The following is a 15,195-nucleotide window of genomic DNA, read 5'->3' on the forward strand; positions in this document are numbered from 1 at the left end:
CGGCCACCCCATGCCGTGCAACGAGGCCGTGCTGACCCTCACCGCCAACGGGGGCCTGGTGTCCACGCTGGAGACGTGGGTCGAGGACTGGGCCAGCTACGGGCTCGGCGTCCACCGGCGCCGGCGGACGACTCCAGCACCGCGTCGACCAGGCCGTCGACACCCTCCGCCGCAACCTCACCCGGGCCGCCAGCCGACACCCCGCCCTCGACGAATGCGCCCGCGAGATAGCGCAGATCGTCCGCCAAGCCGAGGCCATCATCAGCGGTGAGCGGGCACCCCGCCGCATCCCCGTCACATGCCCCTGCGGCACCGTCCGGTCGGTCACCCTCGACACCGACGGCTTCACCTGCCGCGGCTGCGGAACGGAGTACGGCCACAGCGAAGCGCTTAAGCTCACGCCCGTCAGGAACGCTGCATGACAGATGCCTGGGCGAACTTGCGGTTAGGGCATCACGTACAGCGGATCGGCGATAAGCGTTTTTCGGAGGTGGTCCCGGATACGCGCTAGCCTGAGAGTTGAATCCGTTAGAGTTCGGAGGCCGGGATGAGCGAACAGCCGTGGACCATCGAGTCCATCCGCGACGCCCTCGGCAACCCCGCCCTCGCCCAGGGCTTCCTCAGCGAGATCAACCGCGCGCCGGCACACGAGCTGCTCCAGGTCTTCGCCAAGTGGGAGCGTGTCGCCAAGGACACTCTCGCCGCCGTCGAGCGGGGCCGAGAGATCGCTGCCGCGGAGGCCCGCGGCGAGGAGCCGACGGCCGACTGGGCGGACGCCACCGACCGGGTTCTCGCGGACGCCGAGCGCATCCGCACCCGCGGCGCCGCATAACCCGATTGGCACAACAAGCCGCAGTCGGTCGGCTACGCTGTGCCACGGGGAGACCATCGGTGATGTTGGAGAGATTTCGCATGCCCATGATCTCCCGCCGGGGGGCCCAGTGATCTACCGACTCAAGTACGACCCGGCCGCCGAAGCCGTCCATGAGGCGATGCCGCCGGCCGCAAGCGAAGCCCTCACTCTCGCGTTAGCCGACGCCTGTTACGACCCCATCGCGGCGACCCAGCCCTACGGCGAGGACGACGGCGTCATGCGGATGCTCGTAACCGAGCAAGCCTTCGCCGTACTCCTCGTCGGCGACACCTTCAAGACGATCACCGTGCTGCAGGTGACCTACCTCGGCTGAGTACGACAGAGCCCCCGCCCGGTGCTCGGGTGGGGGCTCTCTGCTGTGCGCCTAAGCGGCCTCTTCGAGTGCCGCCTTCTTCGGATTCTTGATCACGTACCGCACCCACGACTGCGTCAGCCCCAGCCGCGACGCCAGCACCTCCACCGGAACGCCCCGCCGGTGCGCCGCCCGCAACACCTCATTCCGGCGCAACTTCCAGTCCTTCACCGCGGTCTTGCTCGCGATCCCCCGATGCAGCACCCCCGCCAGCGTGAGCAGCAACCGGCCCAGAACGTCGTCCAACTTGCGTTGCACATCAGCCCCCTGCAAGTGCACCGACAACCGACCCACACAACGGTCGACGGCGCACGAGGACGCCACAAGGGCGCGAACGCGGCGCACACACAGAACGCCCCCACACCGGACGTCGGCGTGGGGGCGCTCCTTCGTGCGATCAGACGCGCGACACCTCGAGCGGCGCCGGCGGGGCATCGAGGCCCAGGCCCTCCGCCAGGAGCATCCGGGCCGCCGTGTCCCGCTCGAACGCCGACCGGCCAACCGGCATCGCCAGGATGCGGGTGCCGTCACGGCGCTCGACGAGGGCACCGAAGAAGCCGGCGTCCGTGATCGACGAGTCGACCAGCTCCACGTCGAAATGCGTTCAGCAGGTCGGGGAGCGGGGCGTCGAGGAGGTGGTCCTGCGCGTTGCACATTCCCATTTCGCTATGTACTACAGTCACTGACGACCTTCTCTCTGGCGAGTGATGGTTGAAGATCAGCGAGGTGATGACTCGCTGATCGAGCTACGGCCGGGTGGGTGCAACCACCCGGCCGTTCGCGTTCCGGGACGGGTGATGATCGTCCGGGTGAGCTGGACCAATGACGAGCATGACGTTAGCTGGCTGGCGAGGCGGAGTCCCATTCAGCCATCTGGTCGGCGATGAGATCCGGAAGAGATGCAAGGGGCGGACGACGCAGTATTCACCGTCACCACGAGCGTTCCTAGGATGCATCTGACCTGCGCCGGAACGGTAAGCCAAGGGAAACGCTAGTGCGGGCAAGGGCTGGTCATGCGGCGACCGGACGGCACCGGTTGACATAGCTAGCCTATTTTCGGTGTCGCGTTCCTATGTCGACACCCGCTCATGGTGGAACAGCCAATAGGGGTACGAGTGCGCCCACACCCGCCACTGGCCCGAAAGGAGCAAAGCCGGAGCGGAAGCATCACCAGGCCAACGCAGCACCCCATCGCGAATTACGAGACAGCCTTTAGCCGACCTCAGTACTGCGATCGAGCGAACAGCCCTTCAAGCACAGAACGCCCCCGCCGGAGAGGCGGGGGCGTTCGGGGGGGGGCTACAGGACGGTCAGCGCGAACGGCTCCGGCAGCGCGGGCAGCGGCACGCGCAGGGCCTCGCCGAGCATTGACCTGGCCATCAGCTCCCGCAGGGGAGCCGGCCACAGCGACGAGAGTTCCAGGGTCAGCTGGCCGTCACGCACTTCAGTGACGCCACAGATCGTCTCGTCGTCGATCGGCAGCAGCCTCAGCTCCGCATCCAGCTCGGCCAACAGTTGGGGAAGCGGGGTGTCGAGCAGGTGGTCGGCGGTCGGGGCGACGGGCAACCATCCACCGATCGCGCAACCTGACATTGCAACGTCGGAGTGCTTTACTCTCAAGATGGAATCTCCATTCTGGCGAGTGTGAGTTTCTGCAGGTCAGCGAGCTGCTACTCGCTGGTCGAACTGCGGCCGGGGTGTTAGCGCACCTCGGCCGTTCGCCGTCTGGCGGACGGCGGTGCACTGAACCTAGACGACAGTCGAGAACCGGCTAGCCAGCCACAGCAATATCCGGCTGGCCTAGGCTGCGCAGCAGTGCTGCACACTGCGCACACTGCGCACCGACTAGCGACTCTTAAAGTCCTACTGACCAGCGAGTTCACGGTTCGTGAATGCTTGAATGACCTGCAGGCTTGCTTGCGAGCAAGTCATAAGTTGCCTGCTGGGTCATGCGCAGTGGTGCGTAGTCCAACAGTGCAAAACGGACAGTCGGTTTGGCTGAAACGTGACGGTCGACAGAAGGCGCCATCAGCCAGCTCGGATACACCGGCGCGAAGTGGGCGCACACGCAGAACGCCCCCGCCGGAGAGGTGGGGGCGTCGGCGGTGGTCAGGCGGCCTTGGCGGCTCGCTCAAACCTGCTCGCAGGGAAGGCGAAAGAGCTGTCGTCATGGTCGCTGGCGCTTAACGCTGCCCAATAGACCAGCCCCGTGCCCCACTGGCCGCAGCGCCCGCCGAGCATCCCCCGTCTCGGCGGGCGCTGTGCTTGTTCTGGCTCAGATGGCCTCCCGCCTCTCGTGGAGGTCGTGGACGGTGGCGGTGAGGGTTCCGTCTTGCTGCTCGTAGTGGGAGAGGGCGAGGCCGAGGCCGAAGAAGGTGGGCGCCCATTCGCCGACGAAGATGCCCCAACGGTCGGCGCGGGCGACGCCGGTGCCGGGTTCGGCGTTGAGGCTGGTGGCCCACGCTACGACCGTGAGGCCGATGCTGGCGAAGGCGGCAATGTAGGCGTGTTCGCTGCGGACGCCAATGTCGTGCATCTTCTTGATGATCACGGTGCCTCCATCGAGATGGGTGGGGTTGCTCATGCCGTGTTCCTCACCTCATCTCACCTATTCGCCCCATTTGCACCATGTGAGGCATTGCTGCCCGTGTCATAAGCTGTTGCTGCTCGGGGCCACGACGGAGGTACCCCATGCCCCGAACCGTGTGGTCAGGAGCGATCTCGTTCGGTCTCGTGACCGTGCCGATCAACGTCCAAAGCGCCACCGAAGATCACAGTGTCCGCTTCCACCAGTACCACCTGGAGGACATGGGCCGGGTGCGGGTGCGCAAGTACTGCGAGGCCGAGGACCGCGAGGTCACCAGCGATGAGATCGGCAAGGGTTACCAGCTCACCAAGGAGCAGGTCATCCCGATCAGCGACGACGAACTGCGGGACCTGCCGCTGCCGACCGCCAAGGCCATCGAGATCGCGGCGTTCGTTCCGCTGGTCTCGGTCGACCCGATCCGGATCGGCGAGGGCTACTACCTCCAGCCGTCCGGGCAGGTCGCGGCCAAGCCGTACAAGCTCCTCGCCATGGCCCTCGCTCGCTCCTCGAAGGTCGCCGTGGCGAAGTACGCGTGGTCCGGACGGGAGCGCCTCGGCCTGCTCCGGGTGAAGGACGACGTGATCGTGCTGCACGCCATGCGCTGGCCCGACGAGATCCGTGACCCCGCGGAGCTCCTACCGGAGCCAGTCGAGCTGTCCGACGGCGAGATCGACGGCGCGCTCGCCCTCATGGATTCCATGACACGCGAGGACCTCGACGACCCGGAGTTCCGCGACACCTACACCGAGGCTATCGAGCAGATCATCGATGCGAAGCGGGAGCATCGCGAGCCGCCCGCCATGCCGGAGCCGGAGCAGAAGCCGGGCCAGATCGTCGACCTCATGGCCGCACTCCAAGAGTCCGTACAGAAGGCTCGGGTCTCGCGCGGCGAGGACGCCGACGTCCACGAGATGCCGAAGAAGAAGGCCGCAGCCAAGCAGACGCCCGCGAAGAAGCAGCCAGCCCGGGCCGCCGCGAAGAAACCCACCAAAACGAAGGCGACTAGGAAGTCGCGCAGCGCCTAGTGAGAAGGGGGGCAGGGGGGCCTTTGGTTCGAGGTCGGCATGAGAAGGAGCACAGCGTGGCAGATCCGGACTGGCAGCACGATAGTCAAGCACCGCGTCCGCATCCCCCCTCAGCGCCTCCAGCGCCTGCCCATCCCGCGCCTGACATAGCCCCGGTCCATGGGCCTCGTTTGAGCTGGTGGCTGCGACTCCGGCGGCGGCTCTGGAGGATGCGTCCTCGCCGTCGGCGGCGACCACGGCAGCCAGATCCTCCTCCGCCGCCTCCCACTACAAGCCGGCGCAGGGCCAATGGAGGGGACGAGTTAATTGATCTAGCCTACGAGGCGGCAACGGCCAGGCTGGCAAGCCAGACGAGTGCCTTCGAAAGCCTCAGAACACGGGCTGCTGGCGTCCTCGGCGTGGCTGCACTCGTCACCTCCTTCTCTGCTGGGCTGGGCATGGTGGATACGGATCCGACCCAAGGACGGCTCTTGCCTCAGTGGGCCCAGTGGGCCCTTCTGGGCATCCTCCTAGCCGTCGGTCTCTGCGCATTCATCGTCCTGTTGCCGACCCGGCAGTGGCTGCACGGTCCATCAGCCCGGATCATTTTGAAGCGGTGGGCGGAAGGCGGGGAAACCATGGATGTGAAGGTCGAGGTGGCTCAAGCGCTCGTGGATGCGCAACGCCGCAACAGCGATGAGCTGGGCAGACGCTCCCGTGTATACCGGATGGCCGTCCTCCTGCTTCTGGCCCAGGTGCTAGTCCTTGCCGCGGCCGTCGCCTATTCCTCGGCTACCTAGTCGAGGAAGCCGAGCTCCGAGTCCGGCCGGCATGCCCCGCAGGCCTTCACTCCGTCGGCGAGTGCCCGCAGCGCCTCATCGCGCTTGATGCCCCGGGTGCGCTTTCCGGCGTTCCAGCAGTCGCCGTCGTGTACCTGCACGGGCGGGCTGTCCCGGTTGAGGCCCTGCTCGATCAGCCAGTCCGGTGCCGGCGGCCGGGCTTCGATGCCGCGTTGCCGTTCTGCTTCCCGCGTCTCGGCTGCCGCGATGGCCCTCTGTACCTGGTCGAGGGTGAGCTGGAGCCAGGACTCCAGGGTGCGGAGTCTGGGCAGGTCGGGCGGTAGGTCGGTCACAGCTCCCAGCTTGCCCCGAAAATCAAACAAGGTTTCTACTGGGCTCATGGGCAGACACCGGGTCGAGTACCTCACTGATAGGCAGGAGCAGATCCTCCGCCACATCCGCATGGCCATCACCGACCAGGGCGACGCACCCACCGTCGCCGAGCTCGCCGCCGCCATGGGCATGCGACCCTCGTCGGTGCACTACCAGCTGGTGGTGTGGACCCTGCGGCCCAACAGCTGACCGGGTGCCGCATATGCGGGGCCCCGGCCGGTTGCCGGGGTTCTCGCCGGTCAGGCCGCCACGTCCCGGTGCCCGGGGCGCGCCGTCCGGTTCCCCGAGGAAGCGCCTCAGCCACGCCACGAACTCCGACCCCAGGTCGGGCCGTTCGCAGGCCAGCCTGACCACCGTGCGTAGATAGTCGGCCTTGTCGCCGGTGTCGTGGCGCAGGCCCTTGAAGACGACTCCGTGCACCGTGCCGCCCGCGGCCAGCACCTGCAGGGCGTCGGTCAGCTGGATCTCGCCGCCCCGGCCCGGCGGGGTGCGCTCCAGGACGGAGAAGACGGCCGGGTCGAGGACGTAGCGGCCGATGACGGCGTAGCGGCTGGGTGCGTGCTGCGGGGCCGGCTTCTCGACCAGGCCCGTGACGCGGACGAGGTCCTCCTCGCCGGCCGGCTCGACGGCTGCGCAGCCGTAGCGGTGGATCTGCTCTGCCGGGACCTCCATCAGGGCGACCACGCTGCCGAGCAGGCGGTCGCGCACGTCGAGCATCCGGCTCAGCAGGGTCTCGCGCGGGTCGATCAGGTCGTCGCCGAGGAGGACCGCGAAGGGCTGGTCGCCGACATGGCGGCGGGCGCACAGCACGGCGTGGCCGAGGCCCAGCGGGTCGCCCTGCCGGATGTGGTGGATGCTCGCCAGCCGCGCCGGGTCGCGCACCGCGTCCAGCCGCACGGTGTCGCCCTTGGCCGCGAGGGCCTGTTCCAGTTCGAAGGCGTGGTCGAAGTGGTCCTCGATGGCCCGCTTGTGCCGGCCGGTGACCATCAGGACGTCGTCGAGTCCCGCCGCTGCCGCCTCCTCGACGACGTACTGGATGGCCGGCTTGTCGACGACCGGCAGCATCTCCTTGGGGGTCGCCTTCGTGGCGGGCAGGAAGCGGGTGTCGAGACCTGCGGCCGGGACGACCGCCTTGCGGACGGTACGGGCGGGGGCGGCCGGGGCGGAAGGGTGGGGGGCGGTCATGCGGCCCACTCTGGCGCGCGGAGCTGAGAGCCCGCCGAGAGCCGGGTGGGAGAGCGCTGTGAAGTGGGAGATTTCGTGCACCAACCGCCTTTGTGTGCGCACAAGTTGCGGCGCTCCGGCTGCCGTTTTTTCGAATGCCGGTGCGGATACCGCCGGTAACATATCTGAATTCCCCGCGTTTTGAACTTGGGTCATCCGCACTCCTTGTTGCCAGTGAGTCGCCTGTGCGAAAGTGAGCCGCCTCACAGTCGAGTCCGCAGCTGACGCGGCATAGGTATGCACCAATCACGCACCTGCTTTCCGACGGACGCGCAATTCGCATGCCGTTCTGCGGCTGGAAGGAAATGGTTCCGTGCAATCCCCCACCCCCCCACGCCCGCCGTACCCGCCACGACCCGGAGCGGGGCCCGCGGAGTCCGACCGCAATCTTCTCGCCCGGGTCGGCGAACCCGCCGAAGGGCCGCGCGCCGTCGCGCTGTTGCTGGCGCGGCACTGGCGTTCGGTCCACGACTACGCCGTGATCTGCCTCGCGTCCTCGGAGGATTCCGCCTCGATGGCGGCAGCCGCCGCCTTCCGCGTGGAGCTGGCCCGGCCGGGCGGCGCCCTGCGTCCGCGGCTGCTCACGGCCGTCCGGGAGACGGTCGGGGAGTGGGCCGCGGACGACGGCGTCTCCGGAGTACTGCCGGAACTCCGCAAAACCGTCGGCGCCCGCGGCCTGCGCGCCGCCCGGTCCGGCACACCCGAAAGACGACGCGTCGCGGAGCGCGCTTTCCGCGGCCTTCCGGGGGCTTCCCAATGCCTGCTCTGGCACGCGGAGGTCGAAGCCGAGTCCATATCCGTACCGGCCGGTCTGCTGGGAGTGGATACCCGCACCGCGTCGGCCGCCCTGGAGCAGGCGCGCGAGCAATTCCGGTCGGGGTGCGTACGGGCGCACCGGGAACTCGCACCGACGCAGGAATGCCGCTACTACAACCGTCTGCTGGACGTTCCCATGCGCCGCGGCGGGGCACTGCTGCCGGATGTGCAGCGGCATCTCATGGCATGCCGATACTGCCGTCACACCGCCGAACAACTCAGCCATTTCGAGGGGAGTCTGGAAGACCTGCTCGCCGAGACGGTGCTCGGCTGGGGCGCACGCCGCTACCTCGCCTCACGGCCGGGCCGCGACGGGGGCCAGGCCGACCTGCCAGCCGGCGGACGCCACCGCCTCCGCTCCCGCGCCGAGCCGGCGACCGTCCGGCCCGGGTCGCCGAGGAGGCACACGAAGGCGCTGGCCGCCGCGGTCGGGGTGACCTCACTGGTGCTGCTCGCGACCCTGCTCGCCGCCCGGGGCTGGACGGATGAGGGCGGCACCACCGCCTCGCAGGCCACCTGGGGTGCGGTCAGCGGCCACTCCGTCGACCCGGACGGCGCGGGACCCTCGTCCGTGCGACCGGACACCGCCACACCCTCGTCCGCCGGTTCCCCGTCGGCCGCCTCCGCCGGCAACCCCGCCGAAGTGGCCCGGGGGCGGCTGCGCAACCTCGACGACGGCCTGTGCCTCGACATCCAGGGCGGCCGGCCCCGGACCGACGCCCGCATCGTCCTGGCCGCCTGCTCCACCGGCGGGTCCCAGCAGTGGTCGTACCAGGACGACGGCGTACTGCGCAGCACCGCCGACCCCACCCTGTGCCTCGCCTCCGACACTGCCGAGGGCTCGGTCGTCCTGGCCGGCTGCCTCGTGCACGCCGGAGTCGTCCGTTACGACCTGACCGTGCGCGGTGAACTCCTGCCGCGCGGTGGCAAGGGGACGGCCCTCGCCCCCGGCAAGGGCCGCGGTGTGATCGTCACCGGCCGCGACGGATCCGAGGCGCAACGCTGGGCGCTGGAACCGCTGTCCGCCCCCAGGGGCCAGGGGGAGACCCGGCAGAAGCGGGCCGAGGACACTCCGCGCGTAAGCCCCCGGGAGCGCACGCACCGGCCGTACGACGAAGCCCCGCCCGGGCACCGGCCCGGACCGCCGCGCACCAAGTCCGGGGAACCGCCGCAGGAGCGGTACGAGACGCGGTTCGCGCAGGTGGACTGCTGCGAGGAAGACGGGCCCGGGGCCGACGAGACCGGCACGGGCCTCCTCGGCCCGGCGACCGCCACCGTGACCGACGCCGTGACGGCACTCCACTCCGCCGCCCTCCCGTAGGAACGGACCAGGGTCGCCCGCCCGGGCGACCCCGCGGGCAGAGTTTCACCCGCCCCTCCCGTGGTGTCCGACGGAGCGTCAAGCGGCGCCTGACGCATAGTGCGTCCATGACCGACACCGTGCCTCGCATCCCCCGGCGGTCCGCACTGCGTCTGATCGGCGGGGCGATCACCGTCGCCGCGGTGCCCTCGCTCGCCCACGCGCGCAGCGGGCCCGCGCCCCGCGTCGAGGCGTTGCTCGCCCGGCTCACCCTCGACGAGAAGATCTCCCTGCTGCACGGCGCCACCGACCCGCGCCCGCTCGGCCAAGCCGGATACGTGCCCGGAGTGGAGCGCCTCGGCATCCCGCCGCTTCGTCTCGCCGACGGCCCGGCCGGTGTCCGCGTCACCCGGCACGCCACGGCCCTACCCGCTCCCGTCCTGCTGGCCTCCACCTTCGACCCCGGCCTGGCCCGGCGCTACGGCCGGGTCATCGGGCGGGAAGGCCGCGCCCTCGGCCAGGACGTGCTGCTGTCCCCGATGGTCAACCTCATCCGCACCCCGTACGCCGGCCGCAACTTCGAGACCTTCAGCGAGGATCCGCTGCTCTCCGCCCACCTGGTCGCCGCCGAGACCGAGGGCATCCAGAGCGAGGGACTCATCGCGACCGTCAAGCACTTCGCACTCAACAACCAGGAGCGCGACCGCACATCGATCGACGTGCGGGTGGACGAGCGGACCCTGCACGAGACCGAACTGCGCGGCTTCGAAGCGGCCGTCGCCGCCGGCACCGGCGCGGTGATGGGCGCGTACAACAAGGTCAATGGCACCTTCGCCTGCGAGAACGAGGCCCTGCTCACCGGCGTCCTGCGCGAGCGGTGGGGCTTCACCGGCTTCGTGATGAGCGACTGGTCCGCCGTGCACAGCACCCGCGAGGCTCTGCCGGCGGGCCTCGACATGGAGATGCCCGACGGCACCCACTACGGCACCGCCCTCCGCACGGCCGTACGGGACGGCGGCGTGCCGGAGGCGTACGTCGACCGGGCCGTGCGCCGCGTCCTGGCCGTCATGGACCGCTTCGGGCTGCTCGACGGCACCGCTCCGCACCGTCCGGAGCCGGACGCGGCCGCCGGCGCGGCCGTCGCCCGCGAGGTCGCCGAGGCGGGCGCCACCCTGCTGCGCAACGCCCACGGAACCCTGCCCCTGACCGACGGCGGCAGCGTGGCGGTCATCGGCCCGACCGGAGCCCGGCCCCTGGTCAGCGGCGGCGGCAGTGCCCACGTCGTGCCCGAGCACGCCGACAGCCCCCTCGACACCATCCGGTCGCGCGCCGCCCGGGTGACCTACGCACTCGGCGAGGACGCCTTCGGCAAACCCCTCCCGGCCGGTGCGCTCGCCCCCGCCCTCGACAGCGAGGCACACCACGTCGAGGCAGGCCGCACCTGGACGTACGACGGCACCCTCACCGTCACCGAAGCCGAGGAGTGGACCCTCGTCCTGCACTACTCCGGCCCGCACCCGCTCCGCCCGAAGGTCCTGCTCGACGGCGAGGAACTGTTCCCGCTGGTCCCCGGCTGGAGCGAGTACTTCACGGGAGGCCTGCTCACGCACGCGGCCGACGGCCTGTCCGTGCGCCGCAGGACCATGAAGCCGGCATCGGGCACCCACCGGCTGTCGATCACCGCGCAGGGCGGGGAGGCCGGTCAGCTGTTCCGGCTGCGCCGGATCACCGCCGCGACCCGGGCCGAGGACGTCACGGAGGCCGTACGGGCCGCTCGCGCCGCCCGTGACGTCGTCCTCTTCGCCTACGAGGACGCCATCGAGGGCCAGGACCGCACGACCCTCGCCCTCCCCGGCAACCAGGAGCGGCTGATCGACGCCGTCACGGCCGCCAACCCGCGCACCACCGTCGTCCTCAACACCTCGTCCGCCACGTCGATGCCCTGGCTGGAGCGCACCGGCGCCGTGCTCCAGATGTACTACCCGGGTCAGGAGGGCGCCGCCGCGACCGCCGCCGTCCTGTTCGGCGACCGCGACCCCGGCGGCCGCCTCACCCAGAGCTTCCCGGCCGGCGACGACCGGCACCCGGTCGCCGGGGACCCGCGCCGCTACCCGGGCGTCGACGGCACCCAGGAGTACACGGAGGGCATCCACGTCGGTCACCGCTGGTACGACGCCGAGCAGGTGCGGCCGCTGTTCCCCTTCGGCCACGGCCTGTCGTACACGTCCTTCGCCTACGAGGACCCCGAGGCTCTCTGGACGGCCGACGGCCTCGACGTCGCCTTCACCCTCCGCAACACCGGCGGGCGCGACGGCGTGGACGTGCCGCAGGTGTACGCCGGCCCCTCCCCGGACGTCCCGCTCGACCAGCCGGTACGCGTGCTGGCCGGATACCGGCGGCTCACCCTGCGCACGGGCGAGGAGCGGCGCGTCACCGTCCGCGTCGAGCCCAGGACCCTCTCCTCCTGGGACCCGGACGTCCACGACTGGGTGCTCGGCACCGGGACCCGCACCCTGTGGATCGGGGCCTCGTCACGGGATCTGCGGCTGCGCCTGGACGCCAGGGTGGGCGGCTGACAGCCGGCGGGAGTCGGCATGAACCGAGAGGCGCCCGGCATCGAACCGGAACAGACTGGTACTCCTCCTGAGGCCGCCCGCAGAACCCAGGGAGTCATCCATGCCCGAGGCCCCGCGCCAGGACAGCAGGACCGCACCGACCGAGGAGGAACTGCGCACGCTGGACGCCCACTGGCGGGCCGCCAACTACCTGGCGGCCGGTCAGATCTACCTGCTGGCCAACCCCCTGCTCACCGAGCCGTTGCGGCCCGAGCACATCAAGCCGCGGCTGCTGGGCCACTGGGGCACCTCACCCGGACTGAACCTGGTCCACACCCACCTCAACCGGGTGATCAAGGCACGCGAGCTGGACGCCCTGTGCGTCTGGGGCCCGGGCCACGGCGGGCCGTCGGTCCTCGCCAACTCCTGGCTGGAGGGCAGCTACAGCGAGAAGTACCCGGACGCGTCCCGGGACGCGCAGGGCATGGAGCTGCTGATGCGGCAGTTCTCCTTCCCCGGCGGTGTGCCCAGCCACGTCGCCCCGGAGGTGCCCGGCTCGATCCACGAGGGCGGCGAACTCGGCTACTCCCTCGCCCATGCCTACGGCGCCGCCTTGGACAACCCGGGCCTGCTGGTGGCCTGCGTGATCGGCGACGGCGAGGCGGAGACCGGCCCGCTGGCCGGGTCCTGGCACGCCAACAAGTTCCTCGACCCCGTCCACGACGGTGCCGTCCTGCCGATCCTGCACCTCAACGGCTACAAGATCGCCAACCCGACCGTGCTGTCCCGCCTCCCTCAGGAGGAGCTCGACGCGCTGCTGCGCGGCTACGGCCACGAGCCGATCCACGTCGCCGGCGACGATCCGGCCACCGTCCACCGCGCGATGGCCGAGGCCATGGACACCGCGCTCGACCGCATCGCCGGCGCACAGCGCGCCGCCCGCGAGAACGGCGTGACCGAGCGCCCGCACTGGCCGGTGATCGTACTGCGCACCCCCAAGGGCTGGACCGGCCCGGCCGAGGTCGACGGCGAACCGGTCGAGGGCACCTGGCGCGCCCACCAGGTGCCGCTGTCCGGCGTCCGCGACAACCCCGAACACCTGCGGCAGCTGGAGTCCTGGCTGCGCTCCTACCGGCCCGAGGAGCTGTTCGACACCGAGGGCCGCCCGGTCGCGGACGTCCTCGCCTGTGTCCCCGACGGCACCAGGCGCCTCGGCGCCACCCCCTATGCCAACGGCGGTCTGCTCATCCGTGACCTGCCCGTCCCGTCCCTGGACGACTTCGCCGTCCCCGTCGACAAGCCCGGTACCACGACGCACGAGCCCACCCGGGTCCTCGGCGACCTCCTCGCCCGGGTCATGCGCGACACCTCCGACCGCCGCGACTTCCGTCTGGTCGGCCCGGACGAGACCGCCTCCAACCGGCTCCAGGCCGTCTACGACGCCAGCGGCAAGACCTGGCAGGCCGAGACCCTGCCCGTGGACGAGCATCTGGACCGGCACGGCCGGGTGATGGAGGTCCTCTCCGAACACCTCTGCCAGGGCTGGCTCGAGGGCTACCTGCTCACCGGCCGGCACGGGCTGTTCTCCTGCTACGAGGCGTTCGTGCACATCGTCGACTCGATGGTCAACCAGCACATCAAGTGGCTGCGCACCTCCCGCAGGCTGCCCTGGCGGGCTCCCATCGCCTCCCTCAACTATCTGCTGACCTCCCACGTGTGGCGGCAGGACCACAACGGTTTCTCCCACCAGGACCCCGGCTTCGTCGACCACGTCCTCAACAAGAGCCCCGAGGTCGTCCGCGTCTACCTCCCGCCGGACGCCAACACCCTCCTGTCGGTGGCGGACCACGCCCTGCGCAGCCGCGACTACGTCAACGTGATCGTGGCCGGCAAGCAGCCCTGCTTCGACTGGCTCTCGATGGACGAGGCCCGGGTCCACTGCGCCCGCGGCGCCGGCGTCTGGGAGTGGGCCGGCACCGAGGACGGCACCGAACCCGATGTCGTGCTGGCCTGCGCCGGTGACGTCCCGACCCAGGAGACCCTGGCCGCCGCGCACCTGCTCCGCAGGCATCTGCCCGAGCTGGCCGTCCGCGTGGTCAACGTCATCGACCTCGCCCGGCTGCTGCCGCAGGAGGAGCACCCGCACGGGATGAGCGACCACGAGTACGACGGCCTGTTCACCACCGACAAGCCGGTGATCTTCGCCTACCACGGCTACCCGTGGCTCATCCACCGCCTCGCCTACCGCCGCACCGGGCATCGGCATCTGCACGTCCGGGGCTACAAGGAGGCCGGCACCACGACCACCCCGTTCGACATGGTCGTCCGCAACGACCTCGACCGTTACCGCCTGGTCATGGACGTCATCGACCGCGTCCCCGGCCTCGCGGTACGCGCCACGGCCGTACGCCAGCGGATGGCCGACGCCCGCACCCGCCACCACGCCTGGATCCGTGAGCACGGCACCGATCTGCCCGAGGTCGCCGAGTGGAGCTGGAACGCCTGAGCCGCGAGGGACGTCCCCAGAGCCGGTAGGCTTCCCGGGGCACGCAGGGAAGCTCAGGGAAAGGAACCGGCGTTGCACGTCCAGGAGTGGCTCGAAACCGTACCCGCGGTGGCCGTCTACGCACTGGTGGGAGTGGTCATCGGCCTGGAAAGCCTGGGCATCCCGTTGCCGGGCGAGATCATCCTGGTCTCCTCCGCGCTGCTCGCCTCCCAGCACGGTGACATCGACCCCGTCGTCCTCGGCGCCAGCGCCACGGCCGGCGCGATCATCGGCGACTCCATCGGCTACGCCATCGGCCGCAAGGGCGGGCGGCCCCTGCTGGCCTGGCTCGGCAAGAAGTTCCCCAAGCACTTCAGCGAGGGCCATATCGCCACCGCCGAGCGCTCCTTCGAGAAGTGGGGCATGTGGGCCGTCTTCTTCGGCCGCTTCGTCGCCCTCCTCCGCATCTTCGCGGGCCCTCTCGCGGGCGTGCTGCGCATGCCGTACTGGAAGTTCGCCATCGCCAACGTCCTCGGCGGCATCCTCTGGGCCGGCGGCACGACCGCGGTCATCTACTACGTCGGCATCGTCGCCGAGTCCTGGCTGAAGCGCTTCTCGTGGCTCGGCCTGGTGGCGGCGGTCCTGGTCGGTGTCACGTCCATGCTGGTGCTCAAGCGCAAGGCCAAGAAGGCGGGCCAGAACCTGGAAGAGGCAGAACCGCAGGTTCCCTAGAGGTTGTCCCGTAACCGGTGTGGCGGTTGGTGCGTTGGCTGGGCATGGGTGGGGTGATCTCAGCGGATGATCCGAAGTGGATCGAGCCGTTCTC

At 70.1% G+C, this 15,195-nt stretch carries 14 protein-coding genes and 1 pseudogene; 9 read left to right on the forward strand and 6 right to left on the reverse strand.

Annotated elements, in window-relative coordinates:
- The first annotated feature begins 547 nt into the window (after nucleotides 1-547).
- Nucleotides 548-832, forward strand: a complete 285-nt coding sequence (locus tag IO24_RS0135760; protein WP_031143306.1) for a hypothetical protein — start codon at nucleotides 548-550, stop codon at nucleotides 830-832.
- Nucleotides 833-941: 109 nt separating this feature from the next.
- The gene (locus IO24_RS0135765) at nucleotides 942-1,187 is read left to right on the forward strand and encodes a hypothetical protein (RefSeq protein ID WP_031143308.1); all 246 of its coding nucleotides are present in this window, start codon (nucleotides 942-944) and stop codon (nucleotides 1,185-1,187) included.
- A gap of 51 nt (nucleotides 1,188-1,238) precedes the next feature.
- Here IO24_RS0135765 and IO24_RS0135770 read toward each other — a convergent pair whose 3' ends face one another.
- The 4 genes from IO24_RS0135770 to IO24_RS0135785 all read right to left on the reverse strand — a co-directional run bounded on the left by IO24_RS0135770 (nucleotide 1,239) and on the right by IO24_RS0135785 (nucleotide 3,810).
- On the reverse strand, nucleotides 1,239-1,472 hold the full coding sequence (locus tag IO24_RS0135770; RefSeq protein WP_234335355.1) for a hypothetical protein: 234 nt from the start codon (nucleotides 1,470-1,472) through the stop codon (nucleotides 1,239-1,241).
- Nucleotides 1,473-1,623: 151 nt separating this feature from the next.
- The gene (locus IO24_RS41290; RefSeq protein ID WP_031143312.1) at nucleotides 1,624-1,818 is read right to left on the reverse strand and encodes a hypothetical protein; all 195 of its coding nucleotides are present in this window, start codon (nucleotides 1,816-1,818) and stop codon (nucleotides 1,624-1,626) included.
- A 707-nt stretch (nucleotides 1,819-2,525) separates the two neighbouring features.
- Entirely contained in the window at nucleotides 2,526-2,792 is a 267-nt protein-coding gene (locus IO24_RS0135780) for a hypothetical protein (protein WP_031143314.1), read from the reverse strand.
- Between the two features lie 709 nt (nucleotides 2,793-3,501).
- Nucleotides 3,502-3,810 (reverse strand): hypothetical protein, encoded by a 309-nt coding sequence (locus IO24_RS0135785; RefSeq protein ID WP_078899499.1) that lies wholly within the window; start codon nucleotides 3,808-3,810, stop codon nucleotides 3,502-3,504.
- Nucleotides 3,811-3,917: 107 nt separating this feature from the next.
- On the opposite strand from IO24_RS0135785, the gene ku reads away from it, so the two are divergent.
- Complete coding sequence (gene ku, locus IO24_RS0135790) at nucleotides 3,918-4,838, forward strand: non-homologous end joining protein Ku (RefSeq protein WP_031143318.1); 921 nt, start codon at nucleotides 3,918-3,920, stop codon at nucleotides 4,836-4,838.
- Nucleotides 4,839-5,236: 398 nt separating this feature from the next.
- Complete coding sequence (locus tag IO24_RS45350) at nucleotides 5,237-5,617, forward strand: hypothetical protein (protein ID WP_157851315.1); 381 nt, start codon at nucleotides 5,237-5,239, stop codon at nucleotides 5,615-5,617.
- Here the strand turns inward: IO24_RS45350 and IO24_RS0135800 are convergent.
- A complete protein-coding gene (locus IO24_RS0135800; protein ID WP_031143322.1) occupies nucleotides 5,614-5,949 on the reverse strand; it encodes a DUF6233 domain-containing protein in 336 nt (111 codons plus the stop codon). The genes IO24_RS45350 and IO24_RS0135800 overlap by 4 nt on opposite strands.
- A 109-nt stretch (nucleotides 5,950-6,058) precedes the next feature.
- On the opposite strand from IO24_RS0135800, the gene IO24_RS43760 reads away from it, so the two are divergent.
- Nucleotides 6,059-6,178, forward strand: a complete 120-nt coding sequence (locus IO24_RS43760) for a hypothetical protein (RefSeq protein ID WP_234335357.1) — start codon at nucleotides 6,059-6,061, stop codon at nucleotides 6,176-6,178.
- Between the two features lie 78 nt (nucleotides 6,179-6,256).
- Here the strand turns inward: IO24_RS43760 and galU are convergent.
- Nucleotides 6,257-7,174 (reverse strand): annotated as a pseudogene (galU, locus tag IO24_RS0135810) (UTP--glucose-1-phosphate uridylyltransferase GalU); the annotation flags it as partial.
- 352 nt (nucleotides 7,175-7,526) lie between these two features.
- Here galU and IO24_RS0135815 point away from each other — a divergent pair.
- From IO24_RS0135815 to IO24_RS0135830, 4 genes are all read left to right on the forward strand, one after another.
- Nucleotides 7,527-9,350: an RICIN domain-containing protein gene (locus IO24_RS0135815; RefSeq protein WP_234335356.1), complete on the forward strand. Its 1,824-nt coding sequence runs from the start codon at nucleotides 7,527-7,529 to the stop codon at nucleotides 9,348-9,350.
- A gap of 107 nt (nucleotides 9,351-9,457) precedes the next feature.
- A complete protein-coding gene (locus IO24_RS0135820; protein WP_037669362.1) occupies nucleotides 9,458-11,905 on the forward strand; it encodes a beta-glucosidase family protein in 2,448 nt (815 codons plus the stop codon).
- A 100-nt stretch (nucleotides 11,906-12,005) separates the two neighbouring features.
- Entirely contained in the window at nucleotides 12,006-14,390 is a 2,385-nt protein-coding gene (locus IO24_RS0135825) for a phosphoketolase family protein (protein ID WP_031143330.1), read from the forward strand.
- Between the two features lie 72 nt (nucleotides 14,391-14,462).
- Entirely contained in the window at nucleotides 14,463-15,101 is a 639-nt protein-coding gene (locus IO24_RS0135830; protein WP_031143332.1) for a DedA family protein, read from the forward strand.
- The last annotated feature ends 94 nt before the right edge of the window (nucleotides 15,102-15,195 follow it).

Origin of the sequence: Streptomyces flavovariabilis (genome assembly GCF_000725785.1) — a bacterium.
Classification (GTDB): Bacteria; Actinomycetota; Actinomycetes; order Streptomycetales; family Streptomycetaceae; genus Streptomyces; species Streptomyces hawaiiensis.

Coding starts and splice junctions, on each gene's coding strand:
- IO24_RS0135820 (WP_037669362.1), top strand. CDS start 9,458: ATGACCGACACCGTGCCTCGCATCCCCCGGCGGTCCGCACTGCGTCTG.
- IO24_RS0135785 (WP_078899499.1), bottom strand. CDS start 3,810: ATGAGCAACCCCACCCATCTCGATGGAGGCACCGTGATCATCAAGAAG.
- IO24_RS43760 (WP_234335357.1), top strand. CDS start 6,059: ATGGCCATCACCGACCAGGGCGACGCACCCACCGTCGCCGAGCTCGCC.
- IO24_RS0135825 (WP_031143330.1), top strand. CDS start 12,006: ATGCCCGAGGCCCCGCGCCAGGACAGCAGGACCGCACCGACCGAGGAG.
- IO24_RS0135760 (WP_031143306.1), top strand. CDS start 548: ATGAGCGAACAGCCGTGGACCATCGAGTCCATCCGCGACGCCCTCGGC.
- ku (WP_031143318.1), top strand. CDS start 3,918: ATGCCCCGAACCGTGTGGTCAGGAGCGATCTCGTTCGGTCTCGTGACC.